We start from the raw sequence: 25782 nt of genomic DNA, 5'->3' as shown, positions 1-25782 counted from the left end.
GAACCCTATGCCAAGCGATCAATCCGGCAGCGTGCCGGCAGGCTCCTCTGTTGACTTCGAAAAAGTCGGCCACGATTACTTCCAACAACGTGAACTGAAAAAAGGTGCCGCAGGCTGGGTCCTGCTGGTAGGCCTGGGCGTTGCCTATGTGATTTCCGGCGACTACGCCGGCTGGAACTTCGGCCTGGCCCAAGGCGGCTGGGGTGGCATGTTCCTCGCCACCTTGCTGATGGCCACCATGTACTTGTGCATGTGCTTCTCCCTGGCGGAACTGTCGTCGATGATTCCCACCGCCGGTGGCGGCTACGGCTTTGCCCGCAGTGCGTTCGGGCCCTGGGGCGGGTTTCTGACCGGCACGGCAATCCTGATCGAATACGCCATCGCCCCGGCCGCGATTGCCGTGTTCATCGGTGCCTATTGTGAGTCGCTGTTCGGCATTGGCGGCTGGATGATCTACCTGGCCTTCTACATCATCTTTATCGGCATCCACATCTTTGGCGTCGGTGAAGCGCTGAAGCTGATGTTCATCATCACCGCCGTGGCGGCGATTGCCCTGGGCGTGTTCCTGGTCGCGATGGTGCCGCACTTTGATGTGAACAACCTGTTCGACATCGCCCAGACCGATGCCGCTGGCGCCAGCAGTTTCCTGCCGTTCGGCTATGTCGGAGTGTGGGCGGCGATCCCCTATGCCATCTGGTTCTTCCTCGCGGTCGAAGGCGTGCCGCTGGCCGCCGAAGAAACCAAGAACCCCAAGCGTGACCTGCCTCGCGGTCTGATTGGCGCCATGTTGGTGCTGCTGGCCTTCGCCCTGCTGATCCTCGTGGTCGGCCCTGGCGGCGCAGGCGCCGACGCACTGAAAAGCTCGGGTAACCCGCTGGTTGAAGCACTGTCCAAAGCCTATGGTGGTTCGACCTGGATGGGCGGTTTCGTCAACCTGGTGGGCCTGGCCGGCTTGATCGCCAGCTTCTTCTCGATCATCTACGCCTACTCGCGGCAGATCTTTGCCTTGTCCCGCGCAGGCTACCTGCCACGCAAACTCTCCCAGACCAACAAGAGCAAGGCGCCAGTGCTAGCGCTGGTGATCCCCGGGATTATCGGTTTTGGCCTGTCGCTGACCGGCCAGGGTGACCTGCTGATCCTGGTTGCGGTGTTCGGCGCTACGCTGTCTTATGTACTGATGATGGCCGCGCACATCACCCTGCGGATCAAACGCCCCAAAATGGAGCGCCCATACCGCACGCCGGGCGGGATCTTCACTTCAGGCGTTGCCTTGGTGCTGGCGTGCATCGCCGTAATCGCCGGCTTCCTGGTTGATCCACGGGTGGTGATTGGCGCTGCGATCATCTACGGCGTACTGATTGCGTACTTTGCGTTCTACAGCCGGCACCACCTGGTCGCCGGGACACCGGAAGAGGAATTCGCCGCGATCCAAAAGGCCGAACAGGCCCTGCACTGATCAACGCCACCTGCGCCGCAGGTTCGGCCTGCGGCGTTCTGGAGATTCTGTATGGCAAGTTTTGTACACACGGCAGGTCAGCAGACCTACCGCTTCGACAGCCTCAAAGACGTCATGGCCAAGGCCAGCCCAGCGCGCTCGGGTGATTTTCTCGCCGGCGTGGCAGCCAGCAACGATGGCGAACGGGTTGCCGCGCAGATGGCTCTGGCGGACATCCCGCTCAAGCACTTTCTCACTGAAGCCCTGATCCCTTACGAAGACGACGAAGTTACCCGCCTGATCATCGACACCCACGATGCCAGCGCCTTCGCTGCCGTAAGTCACCTGACCGTGGGCGGGTTGCGCGACTGGTTGCTCAGCGACCAAGCCGATGAAGCCAGCCTGCGCGCCCTGGCGCCAGGGCTTACGCCAGAGATGGCCGCCGCCGTGTCAAAGATCATGCGCGTGCAGGACCTGGTACTGGTGGCGCAAAAGATCCGCGTGGTCACCCGTTTTCGCGGCACCATGGGCCTGCGTGGGCGCCTGTCGACCCGTCTGCAGCCCAACCATCCGACCGATGATCCGGCCGGCATCGCCGCGAGCATTCTCGACGGCCTGCTCTATGGCAATGGCGACGCCATGATCGGCATCAACCCGGCCACTGACAGCATCGCTTCAATCTGCGCCCTGCTGGAAATGCTCGATGCCATCATTCAACGCTACGACATCCCCACCCAGGCCTGTGTACTGACCCATGTGACCACCTCCATCGAGGCGATCAACCGCGGCGTACCGCTGGACCTGGTGTTCCAGTCCATCGCTGGCACCGAAGCGGCCAACGCCAGTTTCGGCATCAACCTCAATGTCCTGCAGGAAGGCTACGACGCCGGCCTGAGCCTCAATCGCGGCACCCTCGGGCAGAACCTGATGTACTTCGAAACCGGCCAAGGCAGTGCGCTGTCGGCCAACGCCCACCACGGTGTCGACCAGCAAACCTGCGAAACCCGCGCCTATGCCGTGGCCCGGCACTTCAAACCGTTTCTGGTCAATACCGTGGTCGGTTTCATCGGCCCGGAATACCTGTACAACGGCAAGCAGATCATCCGCGCCGGCCTTGAAGACCACTTCTGCGGCAAACTGCTCGGCGTACCGATGGGCTGCGACATTTGCTACACCAACCATGCCGAAGCCGACCAGGACGACATGGACATGCTCCTGACCCTGCTGGGCGTGGCCGGGATCAACTTCATCATGGGCATCCCCGGCTCCGACGACATCATGCTCAACTACCAGACCACCTCGTTCCACGATGCCCTCTATGCCCGCCAGACCCTGGGCCTGAAACCGGCACCGGAATTCGAAGCCTGGCTGGCACGCAATGGCATCTTCACCCAAGCCGATGGCCGCGTGCGCTTCGGTGACAACCTGCCACCGGCGTTCCGCCAGGCCTTGGCACAACTGGGATAAGCGAGGCGAGCATGGACAACACCCCACAACCTGACAACGGCGCCAACCCTTGGTTGGAGCTGCGCCGCCTGACCCCCGCACGCATTGCTCTGGGCCGCACCGGCACCAGCTTGCCGACCGGTGCCCAGCTGGATTTTCAGTTCGCCCATGCCCAGGCCCGTGACGCCGTGCACCTGGCCTTCGATCACCAGAGCCTGCGTAGCCAGTTAAGTGAGCGCCAGCGTGACAGCTTGCTGCTGCACAGCGCCGCCGCCGACCGTGACAGCTACCTGCAGCGCCCGGACCTGGGTCGGCGCCTGCACCCCGACTCGGCGCAACAACTGCGCGAGCACGCCCAGGCCAATCCTGGTGGCGTCGACCTGGCGATTGTCATCGCCGATGGCCTTTCGGCCCTGGCCGTACACCGCCACACCCTGCCCTTTCTGACCCGTTTTGAAGAACAGTCTGCCGCCGACGGCTGGTCGACTGCACCGGTGATAATGGTGGAACAAGGCCGAGTGGCCGTGGCCGATGAAGTGGGCGAGATACTCGGGGCGAAGATGACCGTAATCCTCATCGGTGAGCGCCCGGGCCTGAGTTCACCGGACAGCCTCGGCCTGTATTTCACCTACAACCCCAAAGTCGGCCTGACCGACGCCTACCGCAACTGCATCTCCAACGTGCGTTTGGAGGGGCTCAGTTATGGCATGGCTGCCCATCGCTTGCTGTACCTGATGCGTGAGGCCTGCCGCCGGCAACTGTCTGGGGTAAACCTCAAGGATGAAGCACAGGTGCACAGCCTTGAGTCAGACGCCGATGCGCCGAACAAAGGAAACTTCCTGTTAAGCAAACCTTGAACGGGCATTCAATTCGTAGATTGCACTTTCTAATTACCTTCAGGCAGCATCTGCCGAGGCTGCCGGCGATAAGCCGCAAACTCCCATGGACCCTGAGGCCTGCTTATGCGGATCATCAAAGCAACCCTGGAACATCTGGACCTGCTTGCCCCCCTGTTCGTCAAATACCGTGAATTCTACGGACAACTGCCCTACCCGGACTCCTCGCGCAAATTCCTGAAAAAGCGTCTGGAGCGCGGCGAATCGGTGATCTACCTAGCCCTGCCAGACGATGACGACAACAAGCTGATGGGTTTTTGCCAGCTCTACCCGAGCTTCTCATCGCTATCGCTCAAACGCGTGTGGATCCTCAACGACATCTACGTGGCCGAAGATTCCCGGCGCATGCTGGTTGCCGACCACCTCATGCGCGAAGCCAAGGCCATGGCCAAAGAAACCAACGCCGTGCGCCTGCGAGTCTCCACCAGCAACGACAACGACGTGGCGATGAAGACCTACGAGTCCATGGGTTTTCGCGAAGACAACGAGTTCAAGAGCTACATCCTGCCCATCAACTCGGATTGAAGCCTGACGCTGAACCTGTGGGAGCTGGCGGCAGCCTGCGATAGGCTGCGCAGCGGCCCCATTGGCCTTGACTGACTGCTGGGCTGATACCTGAAATCCGCCGCTACAAACTGCGCAGGCACAATCTCGTCGCCGCCGTATAATGCGCCTCCTCAAAATGTGTGAAACTTTACCCACTACTCGGGTAGCGGCTGATCGCATTCGCACGACCAGTCAATCGCATGCCCTCGACCGGGTTCAAAGAACACAGGTGCTGTACATGGACTTCAACCCGCTGGACCTTATTCTGCATCTCGACACCTACCTCGATTTGCTGGTCAACAACTACGGCCCATGGATCTACGCGATCCTGTTTCTGGTGATCTTCTGCGAGACCGGTCTGGTGGTCATGCCGTTCCTGCCGGGCGATTCCCTGCTGTTCATTGCCGGCGCGGTTGCTGCGGGTGGCGGCATGGACCCGGTGTTGCTCGGTGGCTTGTTAATGGTGGCGGCGATCCTCGGTGACAGCACCAACTACATCATCGGCCGCACAGCGGGCGAACGCTTGTTCCGCAACCCCAACTCGAAGATCTTCCGGCGCGATTACCTGCAGCAAACCCACGAATTCTATGAGCGCCATGGCGGCAAAACCGTGACCCTGGCGCGTTTCCTGCCGATCCTGCGCACCTTCGCCCCGTTTGTCGCTGGCATCGCGAAAATGCATTACCCACGTTTTCTCGGCTTCAGCGTCGCCGGCACCGTGCTCTGGGTCGGTGGCTTGGTGACCCTTGGCTACTTCTTCGGCAACGTGCCGTTCATCAAGCAGAACCTGTCGCTGATGATCGTCGCGATCATCCTGCTGTCGCTGGTGCCGATGATCGTTGGCATCGTGCGCAGCCGCCTGCACCGCACCGCCAAGGTCAACTAAGCCCTGGCCATGTGGTCACTGAACGCCTGGCGTCGGCGCCGCACACTCGCCCGTCATCCCGTCGACCCGCAGCGCTGGCAGCGGGTTCGCCAGCGGCTGCCGATACTCGACGGCCTGAGCGCCGACGAACACCAGCGGCTACTGGAAGCTTGCGTGCTGTTTCTCGATGAAAAGCACCTGAGCCCCTTGCCCGGAGTCGAACTGGACGGTGAGCAGCGCCTGTTCCTCGCCGCTCAGGCGCAATTGCCGTTGCTGCACCTGGGCGAGCTGAACTGGTACCAGGGCTTTCACGAAATCATTCTCTACCCCGACGACTTCCTCAGCCCCCAGCGCCATCGCGACGCCAGCGGCGTGGAACATGAATGGAATGGCGAGCACAGTGGCGAAGCCTGGCAACAAGGGCCGGTGATCCTCGCTTGGCCGGGTGTGCTGGCCAGCGGGGGCTGGGAAGGCTACAACCTGGTAATCCACGAACTGGCGCACAAGCTCGACATGCTCAACGGTGACGCCAATGGCCTGCCACCGCTGCACAACGACATGCGCGTCAGCGACTGGGCGCAGGCCATGCAAGCGGCCTATGACGACCTCAATCGTCAGCTGGATCGCAACCCGGATGCCGAAACCGCCATCGACCCTTATGCGGCGGAAAACCCGGCGGAGTTTTTCGCCGTCACCAGCGAATATTTCTTCAGTGCCCCGGACCTGCTCAACGAGGCTTACCCGTCGGTGTACCAGCAACTGTGCGGTTTTTACCGCCAGAACCCACTGACGCGCCTGCAGCAATTGCAGCACAACCACCCCGGCTACCAGCAGTCGCCCGAGTAACACTGCCGGACATCAGGGCGGGCGTGGCAAGCACGGTGGAATGTGCCTATAATCGCGACCAATTTTTGGCCAAACATGGGGGCACTGCCCAATGAGCTACAGCAAGATTCCGGCTGGCAAAGACCTGCCGAACGACATCTACGTCGCCATCGAGATTCCAGCCAACCACGCCCCGATCAAATACGAGATCGACAAGGACAGCGATTGCCTGTTCGTTGACCGTTTCATGGCCACCCCGATGTTCTACCCGGCCAACTACGGTTACATCCCCAACACCCTGGCTGACGACGGCGATCCGCTGGACGTGCTGGTTGTTACGCCATACCCGGTTGCCCCAGGTTCGGTTATCCGCGCCCGTCCGGTTGGCATCTTGAACATGACCGACGACGGCGGCGGCGACGCCAAAGTCATCGCCGTACCGCACGACAAACTGTCGCAGCTGTACGTTGACGTCAAAGAGTACACCGACCTGCCAGCGCTGCTGATCCAGCAGATCGAGCACTTCTTCGCCAACTACAAGGATCTGGAGAAGGGCAAGTGGGTCAAGATCGAAGGCTGGGATGGCGCTGACGCCGCTCGCGCCGCGATCACCAAGTCGGTTGCTGCCTACAAAGGCTAAGCAAACCGCAATAAAAAAGCCCCGACCTGGTCGGGGCTTTTTATTGCTGTAGCCGCTGCCGCCAGGCTGCGATCGGGCGCGAAGCGGCCGCCTATCAGGCCCATCAGGGTGACAGGATGGCGGCTGCTACGCAGCCGATCGCAGCCTTACGGCAGCGGCTACGGCTTGTTCATCCCCAACCCCACATCATCAATGATCGCCTTGGCGAACCCGCTGAGGTAATAGGCTGCCAAAATCGTGTCTTCGTCTTTATCCGTGACACCGATCAAGATCAGCTTATGCACACACCCAAGCAACGTTGAGGCCTCTTCCAGCGCGTAGTCGCAAGGCACGCCGGGTGAAATTCGAAACAGGTCCACAGGAGGATCCTGACTTCGAATGAAGCTGGCGACCCCCACCGTCTCGTCATCCTTTGTATTCATCCCATCACTCCTCTATCCATGCCTTGCAGCTTGCTCAGCGCATGCTCGACCAACGCTCTAGCCATCTCCGCCGAATGCAGCACATTCACCAGCATGCCCTGGCCAGGTTCATTGGCGTGGGCGCGGCAGAATTCGTCGGTGGTTTCGTGGATGCCACGCAGTAGCTCACTGGCGAAGGCGAGGGAGTCAGGGGGGATGAGGTCGCTGTGGATCGAGAAGTAGGGACTGGTGACGAGGGGGCTAGGTGGATCGGGGACGATCTTTTTCATGGCGTAACTCCTAGGATCAGACAGGAGCCACCTCCCAGTCCCTCTCACAGGATTAGGGTGGCAGCCGCACGCGGGGTGAGAGACCGGAGACCTAGGAACCCGGCCAGACTAAAGTCTGCCCGCGCACGGCTGCCATAACATCGCTGCCAATAGGTCAAAGACGGGCTCTCACACCCGGTCGCCAAAACGACGACCCGAGGAAGTTAGCCCTCATGCATCTTCCCAGCAACCGGGAAAAGGCGGCAGCGTGCGTAGGATAGTTCCGAAACTCGCAAACTCTGAAATTTTTCGCCTGATTCCTGCGCGGCCAGCAAATGAAAACTCCTACTTCACCTAGGAAAATTTCTGTAAACCCATGCCATTTCACGCCTTGAAAATGAACACTCTGTTTATGGTTCAGACCGCTCAAGCCCGCTAGACTCGGGCCTCATGAATACATCCGGTGATCGTCTTAAAAACCTACTGCACGAGTGCAACCTTTCGCCTTCGGATTTTGCCGCCCAGCGCCAGGTCACCCCGCAGCACGTCAACAACTGGTTCAAACGCGGTGTGCCCTTGGCCCGTCTCGATGAAATTGCCGAGCTGCTGTGCGTGTGCAGCAAATGGCTGCGTACAGGCGAAGGCCCCAAACACCCCACCCCCTTACCGCGCTTGAACGCGGCACCACGCATACCGGGTACAGAACCGGCGGACCCAAGCCTGCTGGCTGCCCACACCCACGAAGATATTCAGTTGCCGTTCTACAGCATGCAATCGCGGCAACTAAAACCCATCGACAACCGCTACCTGCGCCTGCCTGCATACGCCCTTGACGCCCTCGGCGTAGACCCAGGCCTAGCCCTGTGCCTGAGCATGCCCGCAAGCAACATGAGCCCCTTGCTGCCGCGCGGCACCACCTTGGCCATCGACACCGGCCTTACGCGCATTGTCGAAGGTGAACTCTATGCTTTGCTGCACAACGGCCGGTTGCGCATCCACAGCCTCAGCCAGCGTGCCAATGGCACCTTGCGCTTGCACAGCCATGACAGCGACCAGCACCCGACTGAAACCTACAGCCCGGCGCAGCTTAAAAACCAGAAGCTGAGCGTGTTGGGTTGGGTGTTCTGGTGGGGGCATTTGCGTGACAGCCGCCCGTATTGAGCGGTGGCGGGTGATTTTTTGCTGGGCATCTGGCGTGAGAGCCAGTATGCTACGCCGCACATTTCGCCCCGGCTGCTTAGCACGCCAGCGGGCCTGGCGCGGCAACACATTGCCTGTCTGCCACCTCCCGGCCCCAGCGCCGGAGCAACGATTTTAAGGCGGTTGCGGCTTACCATAAATTAGCCAAGACCGTCCCCTAGGAGCCGGCCACAAGCCGGCTTTTTAATGCCTGAAATCTTTCCCCTTTCTCAGTCCCCCTCAAACACCACCGGCTTCATCGCCGCCGTATTAACCTTCAGCGTAAACACATCCGGCCGCGCATAGTGCCCGCACACATCAAAGTCCAGGTTGCTGGCCTGCCCTTCAGTCAGGTCGATTTCAGCATAAAGAATCGTCTCCTGATCAAACACCGGCCCAGCCAGCACTTGCCCGGCGGCACTGACGATCATGCTGCCACCGTGCATGATGTAGTCGCCCTCACCCGCCGCCAGACCGAAGTCCTCTCGATAGGACGCCGGATACTCACCCAGGGTGATCGCCTGACACGCAGAAAGCACCGGCACACGCCCTTCCAGGGCGATGTGCACCATCGATGCAGCCCAGGTCGGGCGGTCGTCGGCGGTAGGCGCGCAGTAGATTTCGGTGCCCTGGGCGTACATCGCCTGACGTAGCGCCGGCATGTAGTTTTCCCAGCAGATGACCGTACCCAGTTTGCCAAAGGACGTGTCCACCGGAGCAATGCTTGAGCCATCACCAAAGCCCCAGATGATGCGCTCCTGCCCCGTTGGCATGAGTTTGCGGTGATAACCGGCCACGCCCCTGCCCGGCGCCAGGGTCACGGCGGTGCAGTACAGGGTCCGGCCCAGGCGTTCGATGATGCCCATGACCACATGGACCCCGGTTTCGTTGACCACCTCGCAAAGTCCCGCCAGTTCGGGGCCGTCCAGGCTGACCGCGCCCTGCACATAGCGCAGGTACTGGGCCCGGCCGAGGTCACTGCGGCTACCGACGACGGTGCCGAACGCGGCACCTTTGGGGTAACCGCCGAGAAACGCTTCGGGGAACACCGCCAGATCGGTGTCTTGACCGGCAGCGTCGCGGATCAAGCCGGCCGCTTTCTCGGCACTCAGTTGTGGCTCGAACGGAATGGATGAAGCTTGAACAACTGCAACCTTGATCATGTGTCTTCCCTTAATGATGTTGAAGATCGGCGTTAACCACGGGTGATGTCGCGGTCCTTGGTTTCCGGGAGCAGCAACCAGAGCACGATGAAGCAGATCGCCGACACCACCGCCAGGTAGGCCGCCGGGATGTTCGGGTTGTGCGTGGCCTGGATCAGGGCGACGGCAATGAACGGGCCGGGGCCCGCCAGCAGCGCCAGGGCGACGTTGTGGCCAACAGCAGCACCAGTGGAGCGGATCGAGGCCGGGAATACTTCAACCAGCAGCACGACATCCATCACGGCGGTAATTGCGACCAGCACGGCCATGATCACCAGCCCCAGCAGAATCGCGGCGAAGCTGCCGGTGTTCATCAGCAGAAACACCGGGTAGGCCAACAGCGTCAGGCCCGCAGCCGAAGCCAATACCAGCGGACGACGACCGAAGCGATCGCTCAGACGGCCGACCAGCGGGTTGAACAGGGTGTAGAGCACCAGGGCAATACTGCACAGCCACAAGGCGGTAGATTTGCTCAGGCCAACCGTCTGGGTCAGGTGGGTGTTGGCGTAGGTGATGAAGTAGTACAGCGAGACGCCGAACAAGGCGGAGAAAGCGAACGAGATGACAAAGGCGCGCTGCTTGGCCGGGCGCGATACCTGCTCCAGAGAATTGGTCGCACGCTTATGCTCCAGCGCTTCATAGACTGGCGTATCACCGAGTTTGCGGCGGATGTACATGGCCACACCGGCCATGATGATTGAAGCGACAAAAGGTACGCGCCAGCCCCACTGCATCAGGTCGGCTTCTGACAGCGTCGCGTTGATGATGGCAGCGATCGCCGTGCCGCACAGAAATGCCGCGCCCGCAGTGCCGGTGATTACACTGGCAGCGGTCGCCCGGCGGTTGGCCGGTGCACTTTCGACGATGTAGATACCGGCGCTGGACCACTCGCCACCAACCATCATCCCTTGCAGAAAGCGCAGCGTGATCAACAGGATCGGAGCGGCAATGCCTATGGTGGCGTAGTCGGGCAACAGACCGATCAAGGTCGTCGCCAGGCCCATGCCGAACACGGTAATGATTAGCACCGCACGGCGCCCCAGCTTGTCACCGATTGGCCCCAGCACCACGGCGCCCAAGGGGCGAGAAAGAAAGCCCACGGCAAACACCGCCAATGACGACAACAGCGACACACCGGGCGCAGTGGAAGGAAAAAACAATTGCCCGATCACCGCGGCGAAATAGCCGTAGATGGCAAAGTCAAACCACTCCATGAAGTTGCCAATGCCGACGGCGATGGCCCGTTTGCGCAGCTCTGCCGCGTCGCTTGATGAGGCTGCAGGCTCACCCTGTTGCGCTTGCACTATCGAATCTTGCATCCCGAGCCACCTGTTTATTGTTGTGTTTAAGCCCTTCGAGATTAAGAATGTTGAGGCAAATTAATCAAACGAATACTAGAGATGACCATGATTAGTGTTGCTAATATCAGCAGAGTCGACCTCAACCTGCTCATCGTTTTCCAGTGCTTGATGAATGAGCGCAGCGTGACCCGTGCAGCAGCCGTGCTGCATGTCACCCAAGGGGCGGTAAGCTCCTCGCTAAAGCGGCTGCGTGAACAATTTCACGACGAGTTGTTCATTCGTACCGGCACCGGCATGGTGCCGACGCGGCGGGCGCTGGAGATCGCGCCCAAAGTCACCGAGGCGTTGACCGCGATCACCGCCATTGTCGAAAAACGGCCACAGTTTTCCGCCGAATCCTCCACTCGGGTGTTCAACATCGCGCTGTCGGACGACATCGAAAGCTATCTCTCGCCACGCCTGGTGAACGAGGCGAAGGCCCGCGGCCTTTCAGTGAAGTTTGCCTTTCACCAGAGCAATAGTTCGCTGTGGAAAACCTCGCTGGCGGACACGGACATCGACCTGGTGCTGTGTTCAGAGCCCAAGGAGCTCACTTCGCACTACAGCTCACAAGTACTGTTCTCTTCGTCTTACTCATGCTTGTACGACGGCCCGCGGCTCAATCTGAAAAGCCCACTGACCCGTGATGAATACCTCAGGCATGAGCATGTGCGGATCTCCTACGATGGTCGTCGGGGGTTTGTTGATGACCTGCTCGAAAGCGAAGGCGTCGCCCGCCGGGTTTCGGCCTCGTTCACCCACTTCAGTGGCGCTTTGGCGACTCTGGTACACAGTGACGTGATCGCCACCTTGCCGACGTTTGCCGCCCTTTCTTATGCGCGCATCGCACGCTTGACCGTAAGCCCGGTGCCCATTTTCGTCCCGGCCTTTCGCGTGTTCATGGTCTGGGATGTGGAACACAACGACGACCCGCACAACCGCTGGCTGCGCAGGTTTATCATCGACACGACGCAAGAGCTGCAGCGCGGATCAATCACCCCCACCTGAGCCTAGACACGGGTCAATGCCACTACATTGACATCAATGCTATTAGCCTCGAGACTCGCCGCTTCTCCAAGATCCTCATTGAAATGGAACGCTACATGAGAAATCTACTTGCAGTCGCTTTGGCCGCCGTCGTCCTTACCGGCTGCAGTGCCGAAATCGACAACGCGGAAGTTGTGACTAGAAACGGCTTGATCTACAAATACGCAGACGCTGACCCCTTCAGCGGCAAAGTGCTGAATATGCCAATAGGCCTGCCAGGCCTCACAGCCTTGTGCAATTCTGAGGTAGAAAAGGGACGCTTCAGCGGCAAAAGCGAATGCTCCTTTAACGGCAAAAAGGTTTACGAGGTCGAATACCTTGCCGGTAAAAAGAACGGTACCGAAGCCGTTTTCGATGCCACATCAGGTGCCAGGGTGTCGGTCAAAAACTGGAAGGATGGCCGCCAGGATGGGGTCACAGAAGCGTTTGAGAACGGTGTACTGGTTCATCAGCAAAGCTTCAAGAATGGCCAGCCGGATGCACAGGAAACCCGCTGGACCGCCGACGGCAGCAAGGTGATCACTGAGCTCACCTGGAGCAACGGCAAGAAACTCAGCGGTTATGAGACCGACTCAAACGAGACGTCGAACTATGCCAACGGCCAGCTTCACGGCGCACAGATCAAGTACGGCTACTTGATCGGCAGCCTGAAACAATACGTGGCGGCAGAACTGAACTACAACGACGGCAAGCTGGATGGCGTTCAGAAGCAGTACAAGAATATTCTGCACACCAACATTGTTCAGCAAGAGTCCGAGATCAACTACGAGAACGGCACTGCAGTTTCCGGATGGTTCCGGCAATTCAGCACACCGGATGGCAAAGTACTGCAGGAAATAAAACTCGTACGCACCGAGGAAGCTGAAGATGAGGATTTCTACAGCGGCTATCCGGGCAACCTCGTACCCGACGGCGTCATCCAGTCGTACAACCCACAAACCGGCCAGCTGGAAGGCGAAGAACGCTGGGTCAATGGCGTGAGAGAAACGCAATCATCCGTGCTTTCCACTGTTGCTGCAGTGTCTGCCGAGACCTGCCAGGATGCCTGGATGACTGCGTACCGCGCAGAGGTCGGCGAAGAAGCGATGATCACCCACGACCAAATCGGTGAATGGGAACAATGGTGCGCCGAAGGCAAGATGCCGTAACCGGCACTGCTAAGCGGGCATGCAATGAGGGCGGCTCAAGGGCCGCCCTCATTGCTTTACAGCATGTCCCCCACACGCTCAGCCCTTGACGCACACCAGCTGGCGCAAGGTATGCACGACTTCCACCAGCTCACGCTGCGCCTTCATCACCGCATCAATGTCTTTGTAGGCCATGGGAATCTCATCGATCACGTCTTTGTCCTTACGGCATTCGACATGCGCGGTGGCGCGTCTCTGGTCTTCGAGGGTGAACTGCTTTTTCGCTCGGGTGCGGCTCATTGTCCGCCCTGCACCGTGGCTGCAGGAGCAGAATGAATCTTCATTACCCAGGCCACGGACGATAAAACTCTTTGCGCCCATGGAGCCGGGGATGATGCCCAACTGGCCTTTCTGCGCCGAGACCGCGCCTTTGCGGGTGACCAGAATATCCTGGCCGAAATGGCGCTCACGCTGCACATAGTTGTGATGGCAGTTGACCGCCTCAAGGTTGGCATCAAACGGCCGCCCTATTACCTGGCGTGCTGCGGCAATCACCGCCTGCATCATCAACGCACGGTTCTGCCGGGCAAAGTCCTGGGCCCATTCGACTGCTTCGACATAGTCGGCAAAGTGCCGACTGCCTTCTTCGAAATACGCCAGGTCTTTGTCCGGCAGGTTGGCGATGTGCTGACGCATGTCAGCCTGTGCCAGCTCGATGAACAGGTTGCCGATGGCATTGCCGACGCCACGAGAGCCGCTGTGCAGCATGAACCAGACGCGGTCGGCTTCATCCAGGCAGACCTCGATGAAATGGTTGCCACCGCCCAGCGTGCCCAGGTGTTGGCGGTTGTTGGTCTTTTCCAGTTGCGGGTACTTGCCGGTAATCGCCGTGAAGCGCGTGGCCAAGTCCTTCCAGGCGTGGTCGGCCTGCGCCGGGACCTTGTCCCAGGCGCCCTGGTCGTGACGGCCGAAGGTCTTGCCGTGCGGCACGGCTTTCTCGATGGCGCTGCGCAGGCGGTGAAGGTTGTCGGGCAGGTCACGGGCAAGCAGTGAAGTACGTGCGGCAATCATGCCGCAGCCGATGTCGACACCGACCGCCGCCGGGATGATTGCCCCGAGGGTCGGAATCACGCTGCCGATGGTCGAGCCTTTGCCCAGGTGCACATCCGGCATCACCGCCAGATGCTTGAAGATGAAGGGCATCTTCGCCGTGTTCATCAGTTGCTGACGGGCCTCGTCTTCCACCGGCACGCCCTGGGTCCAGAGCTTGATCGGTTTACCACCGGCCACTTCGAGCAGGTTCATCGCACACCTCTGAATTGACACACGCCGATATACAACCTGAAACACAATCCGTTCGAGAAAATTTACAGTACACCAGACAGCAACTAAGGTGTATTTAGAGGACCGAATCGCGACTGGCAGTATGCCAGCCGACACATGCTGAGCAGGTGCCCTTCGGCATCTGGATTTGCCTCTTTTCGAGGGTGGGAAGACGACTCCATGGGGCCCCGCAAGCCAACCCGGAGTCGTCCCCACCTCTCCTTTTCCCGCCTTTACTGCAACTTCAGCTGCGTGCGCAGGTAGTCATTGAGCCCAGCCGCACTTTTGCGATAGCCGTCCGCTGTCAGGTGCACCAGATCGCCCCGTGCCAAGCCTTGCGCCTGCCAAGCAGCAATCGAACACTGCCCGCCCATATAGGCCTGCCAATCCCAGAACAGCGCATTGGCCTGTTTAGCGGCCTCACGCTGGATGCGGATGACGGCCGCCAGCTGTCGCGGCTGACGTGCTGCACAACTGCGTGCCTTGCGCTGCTTGATCGAGTCGGGTGGTCCGACGACCAACACCACAGCCCGCGGCATGTCACGGCGCAGGCGCGCAAGGGTGTTTTTGAGCTGGGTCTGATACAAGCCCAAATCCAGGGTATCGTCGAACGCTTCGTTGGTGCCGTAGGCGAGAATCACCAGATCTGGGCGCAGCAACTTGAGCGTGTCCTGCCAGCCAGGCTGCCATTTGTCCTGAACCTCGAGCCGAGCGCCATTGATGCCCAGGGCTGAATAGATCACCCCGGCATTTTTCTGCCCCTGCAGGTACCAGCCACCCAATACTGTGCCGGGGCGGCTGTCGAGGGTCAGGTCCAGCGGTAAGCCGACATTGTTCACCACCGGGCCAAAGCGCCATTGGCCACCGGTGGCTGCCAGTAGCCGACGGTTCTGGCCACGCGGGTCCCGCATGAGCAGGCTGGTGCTTTCCCGGGCCTGGTACAAAGCCGACACCCGATAACGCTGACTACTCGGCTGGCGTGCCTCGATGCGCACAGCGGGTTTTGCCACCAGTGGCACCGACAGATAGCCACCGAGGGGAAACTGCGCACTCTGCTGGTTGCGCGCCGACACCAGCTCCCACTCGCGCTTGGCCGCTTTGAGAATCACCTGGTCATAGCGCGTGCCGGGCACTGGCGTGGCGCTAACCAGGCCGATGCCGCCATCGCCATAGCGCGCCTGCAGCAAGCGGCGCATCTCACCGCTGAACAGGTCGGCAGCGGTATGCGAATCGCCAAACTGGACGATCGTGACCGGCGCACGGTTGGCGCCCTTGAACTTGCCGGCCAACACCGCCAGGTTGCCATTGCCCTGGCTTGCCACAGGCTTGGCCGGGGCATGGACCGGCCTGGCCGTGGTATTGACCGCCGCCACCGGGCTACAGCCCGGCAGCGTGCAAATCAGCAGGGCCAGTCCAAGAATGTTGTGCAGTTGACGCATCAGTGTCCCGTAACAGTGAGGCCCGGGAAGGCGATCAGCGAGAGTATCTGTTCGGCGATCAGCTTCTGCCCGGTAATGGTGAAATGGATGCCGTCATCGACCCGAGTCTTGACCCGTTTGCCCTGGCTGTTTTGCAAGGTATAGGAGAACGCGTCGTCCTGGTAACCCAGCACCGGGTTGGCCGAGAGGTAATGTTGCTGATAGAGCCCGACCTGCTCCTGGTACAGGCCGCTGAGGTAGGCCATGGCACTGGACAGTCGCGGCTTCTGCATATTCGGCGGACCGACCCAGATCACCTGTACCTGATGCTCACGGGCTTGATCCAGAATGGCATCGATACGCTGGCGGTAGGCAGTCTCCCATTCCGGCGACTTGAAGCGCAGGAATGGCTTGCCCTTGCCCTGGGGCATGTCCCAAGGATCGTTAGGGCCGAGGAAGATCACCATCAGGCGTATATTGGGGGAGTTCTCCAGGGTGCGGGCCACAGTTTGCGGCCAGTTGAAGAAACCTGGATATGCCAGCCCGGTGCTCTGCCGACTGAGGTTGACGCTCTTGATCTGATAGCGCTTGCGCAGGCTGTTGGACAGATGTGGGGCGACCCCTTGCATCAGCGAGTCCCCCACCAGAAACACTTCGTCACCTGCGGCGAGGGAGACCACGGTGGCAGACGGCAACGGGTTTGGGGATACGGCTGCAGCAGGCTTTGTCGGCGTCGCGGCCACAGCCGGAGCAGCCACCTTGGCCGCTATCGGCTTGGGCGCCACGACGGGCGGCGCGCCATGCGGTGCCTCCAGGTTCACTGGAACGACGGGCATAGGCGCTGGCAATGCAACGCTGTCGACCTGTGCCACCGCCGTACGGCTTTGCTCCAGACTACCGACAAAGCTGTCTCGGGCGGCGCCCAAGGCCTGGGTCAAGTTGCCGCCCAAGCGCCAGGCCGGGCTTTGTCCAAGTACCGGCAGCTCGCAGCTCTGGTGGTACTTCTGCTGGCAATAGAGGCTGATCGAGTCCTGATTCAGCCAGAACAGCAGCACCGTCGTCAGGACTATGCCGTAGAAGGCTTTGGCCGCATCCAGTTGCACGCGCAACAGCTGGCCGGAATTAGAAGCTGGCATAGATGAACCCCGGCACGCCCGACTGCGAAGCGAAGATAACCAACGACACGAACACCCCGAGCGGAATCGGATAGAACTGCCAGGGCAAACGGGTGGTAGCGGCAAACAACTGACGTAGCAGGGCCAGCACCTGCGGATAGACTGCGACATACAGCACACTGGCCAACAGCAGCAGACCAGTCGCCGAGAACAGCCCTTCAATGCTCAAGCCACCAATGCCGGCGAGCATGTCCATAGCGTCATCAAGGGTGCTCGCGCGGAAAAAGATCCAGGCAAACGCGACGTAGTGGAAGGTCAGCAAACGCGCCGCCAGCCCAGCCCCAGGCCAGCGCATGGGCTGCGGCAGGACATACGTGGACGCCTTGTAAAGCGCCAGCCCGATACCGTGCAGCGCGCCCCAGATAATGAAGTTGATGCTCGCGCCATGCCACAAGCCTGAAATCAGCATGGCCAGCAGCATGTTCAGGTTGCCACGCCAGACACCCTGGCGGTTGCCGCCCAGCGGGATGTAGACATAGTCGCGGATGAAAAGCGACAGGCTGATATGCCAGCGCCCCCAGAACTCTTTGAGGTTGTGCGCGGCATAAGGGGCGTTGAAGTTGTCCGGTAGGCGAAAACCCAGCAACAAGGCAATCCCGGTGACCAGGTTGGTGTAGCCACTGAAGTTGAAATAAATCAAAAAGCTGTAGCCGTAGACACTCAGCAGGATCTGTTCCGGCGAGTAACCACCTGGGGTTTCGAATACCGGGTCGACCCATTCGCTGGCCAGCCAGGCACTGCAGAAAAACAGTTTAACCACCGCCAAAGCGATCAGCCCCAGCGCCCGCTGGGGCTCTAGTACCTGGCGGATCGCCTGTGGACGGATCTGCGGCAGCATATGCGCAGCACGATTGACCGGGCCGGCGACCAAGCTGGGGAAAAAGGCCAGGTACAGGGCCAGGTCCGGCAGACTCGCCGAAGGCATTTCGCGGCGGTTGATCGACACCAAGTAGCTAACCGAATGAAAGGCGTAGAACGACAAGCCAATCGGCACCAGCACTTGCAACACCGGCAGCGATACATCGAATCCGGCACTGGCCAGCGCACCCTGCACGCCAGCCACAAAGAATTCTTGATACTTGAACAGGTAGAAGCAGCCCAAGACCAGCAAGAGCACCAACAAATAGCTGAAGCGTCGCCCGGGATACCGTTCACCCAGCCGGCCAAGCAAGTACACCAGCGCGGTATAGCCGAGCAGAACATACAGGGAATTGAGGCTGAAACTGGCCACCAGGCCATAGCTTGCCGCGAGCAGTAGCGCGTTCTGCAGCCGAACGCTCCAGCACAAGCTCCAGTAAAGGACGAAAAACAGGGTGAAGCTGAGGCCAAACTCGATCGAAAGGAAGCTCACAACGTAGTCCATTACGTGACATCAGATAAAGGAGGCTCTACCCACAGGAACCCCGCGAGCTAAAGCGGCCGCGATTATGGCAGAGAGCCACAACCCCCCACAATGCAAGCCTTGCAGGAAAATCAAGCGTAAGCCGTCAGTCTTTATGCAACAGAATGCGACGAAAGATCCGACCGCTCGATTTGCTCCCCCCGCCCCGCTCTGCTAGTGTCGCGCCGTTTATACCGCCACCGAGACAGCCGCCATGGCCCGAAAAAAAGCCTCTATTGATTTCGAGCAATCCCTCGCCGACCTGCAAGCGCTGGTCGAGCGCCTGGAGAACGGTGAGCTGTCGCTGGAAGACTCGCTGACCGCGTTCGAGCAAGGCATCAGTCTGACCCGTGACTGTCAGAGCGCCTTGGTCCAGGCCGAGCAAAAGGTTCAGGTACTGCTGGAACGCGACGGTGAACTGAAGGCTGAGCCTTTCGATGCGGAACAGGCAGAATGATTACCGACTATCAGGCCAACTGCCAGGCTCGGGTCGATGCGGCCCTTGAACAACTATTTGTTGCTCCTTCTGCAGAGCTGACCCGCCTGTACGCTGCCATGCGTTACAGCGTGATGAACGGCGGCAAGCGTGTACGCCCGCTGCTCGCCTATGCGGCCTGCGAAGCCCTCGACGTTGCGCCTGAGCACGCCAATGGTGCGGCCTGTGCCGTCGAACTGATCCATGCTTATTCACTGGTCCACGACGATTTGCCGGCGATGGACGATGACGACCTGCGCCGTGGCCAGCCGACAACCCACAAGGCCTTTGACGAAGCCTGCGCGATTCTCGCCGGTGACGGCTTGCAGAGCCTGGCGTTCAGCGCCCTGCTCGATCCGCAACTGAGCCCGCAGGCGGACAGTATCCGCCTGGCCATGGTCCAGACCCTGGCCCTGGCTGCAGGTCCGGCTGGCATGGTCGGTGGCCAGGCTATCGACCTTGGCTCGGTGGGGATCAAGCTTGATCAGCAAGCCCTTGAATTCATGCACCGGCACAAAACCGGCGCCCTGATCGAAGCCAGCGTCAGGCTCGGCGCCCTGGCCAGCGCTCGCGCCGATCACGCGCAGCTGCAAGCCCTGCAGGCTTACGCTCAGGCGATCGGCCTGGCGTTCCAGGTTCAAGACGATATTCTCGATGTCGAGAGCGACACCGCCACTCTGGGCAAACGCCAGGGTGCCGATATTGCCCGAGACAAACCGACCTACCCGGCACTGCTCGGGCTCGATGCAGCCAAGGCCTATGCGCTGGAGTTGCGTGATCAGGCCCTGGACGCATTGCGTCCGTTTGGCGCAGCAGCCGAGCCGTTGCGCGAGCTGGCCCGCTACATCGTCGAGCGACGCAACTAAGTCGCTTGGTCCGGCCTCATCGCCGGCAAGCTGGCTCCCATAAGAGCCCGCGTTGAACTATTACTGTGGGAGCCGGCCTTGCCGGCGATAGGGATCAAAGCCCCCACTCAATGGGCAGCCATTACCGCAATAAGGTAAACTGCCGCCACTTCATATCTATAACGATTCGCCTGATGCCCACGACGTTTCAAGAGATCCCCCGCGAACGCCCGGTCACGCCGCTGCTCGACCGTGCCGATACGCCTGCCGGCCTGCGTCGGTTGGCTGAAGCCGACCTGGAGAACCTGGCTGACGAACTGCGCCAGGAGCTGCTCTATACCGTTGGTCAGACCGGCGGGCATTTCGGTGCCGGCCTGGGCGTCATCGAGCTGACGATTGCCCTGCACTACGTTTTCGACACCCCGGACGACCGGCTGGTGTGGGACGTCGGTCATCAGGCCTATCCGCACAAGATCCTCACCGGTCGCCGCCAGCGCATGAACACCCTGCGCCAGAAGGACGGCCTGGCCGCCTTCCCGCGTCGCGCCGAGAGCGAGTACGACACCTTTGGCGTCGGTCACTCCAGCACCTCGATCAGTGCTGCCCTGGGCATGGCCATCGCCGCCCGGCTGCAGAACAATCCGCGCAAGTCGATTGCCGTGATCGGTGATGGCGCGCTGACAGCCGGCATGGCCTTCGAGGCGTTGAACCACGCCCAGGAAGTCGATGCCGACATGCTGGTGATCCTCAACGACAACGACATGTCGATCTCGCGCAACGTCGGTGGCTTGTCCAACTACCTGGCCAAGATCCTCTCCAGCCGTACCTATTCGAGCATGCGCGAGGGCAGCAAAAAGGTCCTCTCGCGCCTGCCAGGTGCCTGGGAAATCGCCCGCCGCACCGAAGAGTACGCCAAGGGCATGCTGGTGCCTGGCACCCTGTTCGAAGAGCTCGGCTGGAACTACATCGGCCCGATCGATGGCCACGACCTGCCAACCCTGATCACCACCCTGCGCAACATGCGCGACCTCAAGGGGCCGCAGTTCCTGCATGTGGTGACCAAAAAGGGCAAAGGTTTCGCCCCGGCAGAAGTCGACCCCATTGGCTACCACGCCATCACCAAGCTTGAGCCAGTCGACGCACCGGCCGCAGCGCCGAAAAAAGCCGGCGGCCCGAAGTACTCGGCGGTGTTCGGCCAATGGCTGTGTGACATGGCTGCCGCTGACCAGCGCCTGGTCGGCATTACCCCGGCGATGAAGGAAGGCTCAGACCTGGTGGCCTTCAGCGAACGCTATCCGGATCGCTACTTCGATGTAGCGATTGCTGAACAGCACGCGGTCACCCTGGCTGCCGGCATGGCCTGCGAAGGCGCCAAGCCGGTGGTGGCGATCTATTCGACGTTCCTGCAGCGCGCCTACGATCAGTTGATCCATGACGTTGCCGTACAAAACCTGGACGTGCTGTTCGCCATCGACCGTGCAGGTCTGGTTGGCGAAGACGGCCCGACGCACGCCGGCAGCTTCGACCTGTCCTTCTTGCGCTGCATCCCCGGCATGCTGGTGATGACCCCTAGCGACGAGAACGAGCTGCGTAAGATGCTCAGCACCGGCCACTTGTACAACGGCCCGGCGGCCGTGCGTTACCCACGCGGCAGCGGCCCGAACGCAACCATCGACAGCAGTCTTGAAGCGCTGGAAATCGGCAAGGGCGTGGTTCGCCGCCAAGGCAGCAAAGTTGCCCTGCTGGTATTCGGTGTGCAGCTTGCTGAAGCCCTCAAGGTTGCTGAAAACCTCGATGCCACGGTCGTCGACATGCGCTTCGTCAAACCCCTGGATGAAGCCATGGTCCGTGAAATGGCCACCAACCATGAACTGCTGGTGACCATCGAAGAGAACGCCATCATGGGTGGCGCCGGTGCTGCGGTCAGTGAGTTCCTGGCGCGCGAAGCCGTGCTCAAGCCGGTACTGCACCTAGGCCTGCCAGACGTTTATGTCGAACATGCCAAGCCTGCACAGATGCTGGCTGAGTGTGGCCTGGACGCTGCCGGGATCGAAGCGTCGGTGCGTCAGCGGATGCAACTGCTCGGTCTTTGATCTTTCGGGGGCCGGTTGGGCCTCATCGCTGGCACGGCCAGCTCCCACACATTCGGTATGCACTGAACCTGTGGGAGCCGGCAATGCCGGTGATAGCGATGGTACTGCCCATGAAATTCTTTCGCCTCACCCCGCTACTGCTGTGCCTGCCGACCTCCGCCCTCCTCGCCGACCCGATCGACCGTGACAGCGCCCTGAAGCTGCCCAATACCCTGATCAGCGCCAACCGCCAGGTCGAAGACCGCACGCAAACCAGTGCGGCCAACACCGTGTTTACCCGCGATGACATCGACCGGCTGCAGCCCTCCAGCGTCACGGATCTGCTGACCCGCGTGCCGGGTGTTCAGGTATCGCGCACAGGTGGGCGCGGCAGCCTGCCTGGTATTTTTATTCGCGGTACCAAGTCTGCTCAGAGCCTGGTTCTGGTCGATGGCATGCGCATCGCCAACACGTCCTCCGGCGACAGCGGCCTGCAATTTCTGAACATTGACCAAGTCGAGCGCGTAGAGGTGTTGCGCGGCTCGCGTTCAGCCATCTACGGCAGTGATGCCATCGGTGGGGTAATCCAGATTTTCACCCGCCGCGCAGACAAACCCGGCCTGCAGCCACGTTTGCACCTGGGCGCCGGCAGCAACCAGACCTGGCAACGCGATGTTGGCCTGTCTGGCGGTGATGACCGCACCCGCTTCAACCTCGCCGCTGGCCTGGAAGAGAGTGCGGGCATCGACGCAACACGCGAATCCTATCCCGCCAACGCTGATCACGACGCCTACCGCAACAAGAGCCTGAGCCTGAACCTCAGCCATGTCGTCAGTGAGTCGCTGGAGCTGGGCCTGAACCTGCTCGACAGTCGCGGGCGCAGTGAATACGACAACCTGTTCGGTGATGGCAGCGAGCCTTACACTGACTTCACCGTCAGCAGCGTCGGCACCTATGCCGACGCACAGCTCACGGAAACCTGGCACTCGCGCCTGGAACTGGGGCATAGCGAAAACCGCGACACCAAGCGCGACTCGTTACAGGCGGGTGGTAGCGAGTTCAATACCTACCGCGACGCCATCAACTGGCAGAACGACCTCAGCCTTGATGAGCGCCACAACCTTTTGCTGGGTGGCGACTGGTATGAAGACCGCTTGCATGCCAGTACCGATTTTGACGAAGACAGTCGCTGGAACCGAGCAGCCTTCGTCCAGCATCGCTACAAGGGCGACAGTTTCTCGACAGAATTGGGGGTAAGACGCGACCAGAACCAGCAGTTTGGCGGGCAGAACAGTTGGAGCGCGAGCCTTACTGTGCCGATCAATCCCGATAACGACCTGCTGTGGTCCTATAGCGAGGGCTTTCGGGCGCCCACGTTCAACGATCTCTATTACCCGGATTTCAGCAACCCCGATCTCAAGCCTGAGCGTTCAAAGAGTTACGAGCTGCAATGGCGCAGCCGGTTGAGCGAGTCCTCACAGCTGGAGGCTTCGCTATACCGAACGGATCTTCGCAACGCGATCACCTTGGGCGACAACTTTATTCCGCACAATGTCGGCTCGGCCCGAATCAACGGCTTCGAAGCCAGCTTGCGCCAGGACTGGTTTGGCTGGCAAAGCAACCTGGGCCTGTCACTGATTGATCCACGTGACCGCGATTCAGGGCACACCCTTGAACGCCGCGCGCGCCGTACACTGAGCCTGGACCTGGATCGGCAGTTTGATCGCCTGGGCCTGGGTGCCAGTTGGCAAGCGGTCAGTAGCAGTTATGCGGATGCGGAAAATGAAAGGAAGCTCAGTGGCTATGGCTTGCTAGGTTTGCGCAGCAGCTGGGCACTCAGCCGTGAGATCCGTTTAGAGCTAAAGGCCGAGAACGTATTGGACAAGACCTACAGCCGTGCGCAATACAACTATGGAACCGAATACGCGGACTACCGCGAAGAAGGCCGCACCTGGCTGCTCGGCATCACCTGGACGCCGGCGCTTTAGCCTCAAGCAGGCGACACAACTGCGCCGTCGCGTCGATCATCTGTCCACTGGGCCGCTCCAGGCCCTTGTCCGGCACCTGCAACAAACGCCCATCGCGCACTGCATTGACCTGTGGCCAAGCCTTCCAGGCGTCCAGCTGAGCCTGGTCGGGCGCCAGGATCACTTGTGGATTGCGCAGCAGCACCGACTCCAGGTTGACCTGCGGCGCTGGCACTTTCAGCTCGGCAAACACGTTGCGCGCCCCGCACACTGCCAGGGCATCGCTGACAATCTGGCCGCCACCCACGGTGTACAAGGGTTTGTCCCAGACTTGATAGAACACCTGCAACGGCTGCTCACGGTGATAGCGCTCACGTAACGCCTGTAACTGCGATCGCAACTGCTGGGCACGCACTCGCCCCTGCTCGGCGCGCCCCAGCTGCACGCCGATGGCTTCGATCTGTTCGATCAATTCATCGATACCATGGGGTTCGGCACTGTAGGTAGGGATCCCCAGGCGCTTAAGCTGGTCACGCTGGGCAGCTGGCACACTGTCCGGCCAGAGCAGCAACAGGTCAGGCTTGAGGCTGAGCAATCGCTCCATGTCGATCTGCCCGTAGCGCCCGACCGAAGGCACCTGGGCCAAGGCTGGCGGACGCTCGCCGCCATCGAGCACCCCCACCAACAGATCAGCGGCGTGTAACTCGACGACAATTTCCGACAGTGAAGGCGCCAGGCTGACCACCCGCGTGGCAGCTGTCAGCGGCGCGGCCAGCAACAGCAATATCAGCAGGCAAATGCCACGCATCAGCCCAGCTGACGCGGAATACGGTAGAGGTAGAGCAGCACCAGGCTCGAAATCGCCAGGAGGATTTGCGGAACCGCCTCCAGGCCGACAAATACCGACAAGGCCGATACCCAAGCGGGCAGGCAGGCAAATAGCATCCCAATGCGCCGGACACGCGCCAGTTCAATCCAGGCAGCGGGCTCGGCATCAGTGTTCAGGGCTTTCTGGGTAGCGATCAGCGCACGCTTGTAGGCACCGAAGCGCGGCAGGCTAAGAAACATCGAGGCCACACCAGCGATGAACATCGGCATGGCCAGGATCGGGATCAGCGCCTGCAGGTCGCCGAAGGCCCAGGCAAACACCAGCAACGGTGCCAGTGCCACCGCCAGGTACTGCCACCAAGCCAGCTCCAGCCGGCGCCGCACTTGCGCGCGGGTCACGCCCGACCGGCCTCGCCCTGGTGCTCGTTACCCATCATATGGCCGAGCTTGCCGGCCTTGGTGGCCAGGTAGTGCTTGTTATGCGGGTTATGACCGGTGTGCAGCGGTACACGCTCGGCGACCGGGATGCCCATGCCGGTCAGTGCTTTGACCTTGCGCGGGTTGTTGGTCATCAGTCGCAGTGACGTGACCCCCAGGTGTTCGAGCATTGGCTGGCACATGCCATAGTCACGCTGGTCGGCAGCAAAGCCCAGGCGCTCGTTGGCCTCGACAGTATCAGCACCACCATCCTGCAGCTCGTAGGCGCGGATTTTGTTCAGCAGGCCAATACCACGGCCTTCCTGACGCAGATACAGCAGCACACCACGCCCTTCACGGGCGATAGCTTGCAGCGCAGCCTCAAGTTGCGAACCGCAGTCACAGCGCTGGCTGAACAAGGCATCGCCGGTCAGGCATTCGGAGTGCAGGCGTCCCAGTACCGGTTGCCCATCGGCTACATCACCCAGGCTGAGCACAACATGCTCACGGCCGGTGGCTTCGTCGAGAAAACCATGCATGGTGAAAGTCGCAAACGGGGTAGGCAGCTTGGAAGCGGCAACAAAGACGACGGGCACTTTGTGCTCCTGATTTGAAAGCTTGAAGAATAAAGTGAGCCGATTGTATCAGTATGTGGACGGACTG

At 60.6% G+C, this 25782-nt stretch carries 25 protein-coding genes; 14 read left to right on the top strand and 11 right to left on the bottom strand.

Annotated features, from left to right (window positions below; genetic code table 11):
* Positions 1 to 7: 7 nt before the first annotated feature.
* From eat to ppa, 7 genes are all read left to right on the top strand, one after another.
* Entirely contained in the window at positions 8 to 1456 is a 1449-nt protein-coding gene (gene eat, locus CX511_RS03690) for an ethanolamine permease (RefSeq protein WP_045182594.1), read from the top strand.
* Positions 1457 to 1507: 51 nt separating this feature from the next.
* Complete coding sequence (locus CX511_RS03685) at positions 1508 to 2902, top strand: ethanolamine ammonia-lyase subunit EutB (protein ID WP_045182593.1); 1395 nt, start codon at positions 1508 to 1510, stop codon at positions 2900 to 2902.
* A gap of 11 nt (positions 2903 to 2913) precedes the next feature.
* The gene (gene eutC, locus CX511_RS03680; protein WP_045182591.1) at positions 2914 to 3738 is read left to right on the top strand and encodes an ethanolamine ammonia-lyase subunit EutC; all 825 of its coding nucleotides are present in this window, start codon (positions 2914 to 2916) and stop codon (positions 3736 to 3738) included.
* 105 nt (positions 3739 to 3843) lie between these two features.
* Positions 3844 to 4302 (top strand): GNAT family N-acetyltransferase, encoded by a 459-nt coding sequence (locus CX511_RS03675; protein ID WP_045182590.1) that lies wholly within the window; start codon positions 3844 to 3846, stop codon positions 4300 to 4302.
* A 259-nt stretch (positions 4303 to 4561) separates the two neighbouring features.
* Positions 4562 to 5209, top strand: a complete 648-nt coding sequence (locus CX511_RS03670) for a DedA family protein (RefSeq protein WP_045182588.1) — start codon at positions 4562 to 4564, stop codon at positions 5207 to 5209.
* Between the two features lie 9 nt (positions 5210 to 5218).
* Positions 5219 to 6034 carry a M90 family metallopeptidase gene (locus CX511_RS03665; RefSeq protein WP_101292994.1) on the top strand — a complete coding sequence of 272 codons (816 nt, stop codon included), beginning with the start codon at positions 5219 to 5221 and terminating at the stop codon, positions 6032 to 6034.
* A 91-nt stretch (positions 6035 to 6125) separates the two neighbouring features.
* Positions 6126 to 6653: an inorganic diphosphatase gene (ppa, locus tag CX511_RS03660; RefSeq protein WP_007933577.1), complete on the top strand. Its 528-nt coding sequence runs from the start codon at positions 6126 to 6128 to the stop codon at positions 6651 to 6653.
* Between the two features lie 158 nt (positions 6654 to 6811).
* Here ppa and CX511_RS03655 read toward each other — a convergent pair whose 3' ends face one another.
* Complete coding sequence (locus CX511_RS03655) at positions 6812 to 7075, bottom strand: DUF3077 domain-containing protein (protein WP_101292993.1); 264 nt, start codon at positions 7073 to 7075, stop codon at positions 6812 to 6814.
* Positions 7072 to 7344, bottom strand: coding sequence for a hypothetical protein (locus CX511_RS03650; RefSeq protein WP_045182582.1), 273 nt, complete (start codon positions 7342 to 7344; stop codon positions 7072 to 7074). Before CX511_RS03650 ends, CX511_RS03655 begins: the two co-directional genes overlap by 4 nt.
* 429 nt (positions 7345 to 7773) lie before the next feature.
* On the opposite strand from CX511_RS03650, the gene CX511_RS03645 reads away from it, so the two are divergent.
* A complete protein-coding gene (locus CX511_RS03645) occupies positions 7774 to 8484 on the top strand; it encodes a LexA family transcriptional regulator (protein WP_101292992.1) in 711 nt (236 codons plus the stop codon).
* A 248-nt stretch (positions 8485 to 8732) separates the two neighbouring features.
* Here the strand turns inward: CX511_RS03645 and CX511_RS03640 are convergent, their stop codons facing one another.
* Both CX511_RS03640 and CX511_RS03635 read right to left on the bottom strand, forming a co-directional pair.
* Entirely contained in the window at positions 8733 to 9665 is a 933-nt protein-coding gene (locus CX511_RS03640) for a carbon-nitrogen hydrolase family protein (RefSeq protein WP_101292991.1), read from the bottom strand.
* Between the two features lie 32 nt (positions 9666 to 9697).
* Positions 9698 to 11023 carry an MFS transporter gene (locus tag CX511_RS03635; RefSeq protein WP_052675487.1) on the bottom strand — a complete coding sequence of 442 codons (1326 nt, stop codon included), beginning with the start codon at positions 11021 to 11023 and terminating at the stop codon, positions 9698 to 9700.
* A gap of 87 nt (positions 11024 to 11110) precedes the next feature.
* On the opposite strand from CX511_RS03635, the gene CX511_RS03630 reads away from it, so the two are divergent.
* Both CX511_RS03630 and CX511_RS03625 read left to right on the top strand, forming a co-directional pair.
* Positions 11111 to 12052 carry a LysR family transcriptional regulator gene (locus CX511_RS03630; RefSeq protein WP_231353363.1) on the top strand — a complete coding sequence of 314 codons (942 nt, stop codon included), beginning with the start codon at positions 11111 to 11113 and terminating at the stop codon, positions 12050 to 12052.
* A 95-nt stretch (positions 12053 to 12147) separates the two neighbouring features.
* Positions 12148 to 13239: a toxin-antitoxin system YwqK family antitoxin gene (locus CX511_RS03625; protein WP_101292989.1), complete on the top strand. Its 1092-nt coding sequence runs from the start codon at positions 12148 to 12150 to the stop codon at positions 13237 to 13239.
* Between the two features lie 78 nt (positions 13240 to 13317).
* Here CX511_RS03625 and CX511_RS03620 read toward each other — a convergent pair whose 3' ends face one another.
* From CX511_RS03620 to CX511_RS03605, 4 genes are all read right to left on the bottom strand, one after another.
* Complete coding sequence (locus tag CX511_RS03620) at positions 13318 to 14523, bottom strand: RtcB family protein (protein ID WP_045182572.1); 1206 nt, start codon at positions 14521 to 14523, stop codon at positions 13318 to 13320.
* Between the two features lie 251 nt (positions 14524 to 14774).
* Positions 14775 to 15980, bottom strand: a complete 1206-nt coding sequence (locus CX511_RS03615) for an SGNH/GDSL hydrolase family protein (RefSeq protein WP_052675485.1) — start codon at positions 15978 to 15980, stop codon at positions 14775 to 14777.
* Positions 15980 to 17095 (bottom strand): SGNH/GDSL hydrolase family protein, encoded by a 1116-nt coding sequence (locus tag CX511_RS03610; RefSeq protein WP_045182570.1) that lies wholly within the window; start codon positions 17093 to 17095, stop codon positions 15980 to 15982. Before CX511_RS03610 ends, CX511_RS03615 begins: the two co-directional genes overlap by 1 nt.
* Positions 17082 to 18485, bottom strand: a complete 1404-nt coding sequence (locus CX511_RS03605) for an MBOAT family O-acyltransferase (RefSeq protein WP_045182848.1) — start codon at positions 18483 to 18485, stop codon at positions 17082 to 17084. Before CX511_RS03605 ends, CX511_RS03610 begins: the two co-directional genes overlap by 14 nt.
* A gap of 244 nt (positions 18486 to 18729) precedes the next feature.
* On the opposite strand from CX511_RS03605, the gene CX511_RS03600 reads away from it, so the two are divergent.
* The 4 genes from CX511_RS03600 to CX511_RS03585 all read left to right on the top strand — a co-directional run bounded on the left by CX511_RS03600 (position 18730) and on the right by CX511_RS03585 (position 23895).
* A complete protein-coding gene (locus tag CX511_RS03600; RefSeq protein WP_045182568.1) occupies positions 18730 to 18972 on the top strand; it encodes an exodeoxyribonuclease VII small subunit in 243 nt (80 codons plus the stop codon).
* A complete protein-coding gene (ispA, locus tag CX511_RS03595) occupies positions 18969 to 19856 on the top strand; it encodes a (2E,6E)-farnesyl diphosphate synthase (RefSeq protein ID WP_101292988.1) in 888 nt (295 codons plus the stop codon). Before CX511_RS03600 ends, ispA begins: the two co-directional genes overlap by 4 nt.
* Before the next feature lie 173 nt (positions 19857 to 20029).
* Positions 20030 to 21928: a 1-deoxy-D-xylulose-5-phosphate synthase gene (gene dxs / locus CX511_RS03590; RefSeq protein ID WP_101292987.1), complete on the top strand. Its 1899-nt coding sequence runs from the start codon at positions 20030 to 20032 to the stop codon at positions 21926 to 21928.
* Between the two features lie 110 nt (positions 21929 to 22038).
* Complete coding sequence (locus tag CX511_RS03585; protein WP_101293018.1) at positions 22039 to 23895, top strand: TonB-dependent receptor domain-containing protein; 1857 nt, start codon at positions 22039 to 22041, stop codon at positions 23893 to 23895.
* Here CX511_RS03585 and CX511_RS03580 read toward each other — a convergent pair.
* From CX511_RS03580 to ribA, 3 genes are read right to left on the bottom strand one after another with little or no spacing between them, the layout of a single operon-like run.
* On the bottom strand, positions 23873 to 24682 hold the full coding sequence (locus CX511_RS03580) for a cobalamin-binding protein (protein WP_045182562.1): 810 nt from the start codon (positions 24680 to 24682) through the stop codon (positions 23873 to 23875). The genes CX511_RS03585 and CX511_RS03580 overlap by 23 nt on opposite strands.
* Positions 24682 to 25101 carry a hypothetical protein gene (locus CX511_RS03575; RefSeq protein ID WP_045182560.1) on the bottom strand — a complete coding sequence of 140 codons (420 nt, stop codon included), beginning with the start codon at positions 25099 to 25101 and terminating at the stop codon, positions 24682 to 24684. The genes CX511_RS03580 and CX511_RS03575 overlap by 1 nt, the downstream gene beginning before the upstream one ends.
* Positions 25098 to 25715: a GTP cyclohydrolase II gene (gene ribA, locus CX511_RS03570; protein ID WP_045182558.1), complete on the bottom strand. Its 618-nt coding sequence runs from the start codon at positions 25713 to 25715 to the stop codon at positions 25098 to 25100. Before ribA ends, CX511_RS03575 begins: the two co-directional genes overlap by 4 nt.
* Positions 25716 to 25782: the final 67 nt, after the last annotated feature.

The organism is Pseudomonas sp. S06B 330 (genome assembly GCF_002845275.2).
Classification (GTDB): Bacteria; Pseudomonadota; Gammaproteobacteria; order Pseudomonadales; family Pseudomonadaceae; genus Aquipseudomonas.
The sequence above is the reverse complement of the archived record's forward strand: the minus strand, read 5'-3'. Positions and strand labels throughout refer to the sequence as shown.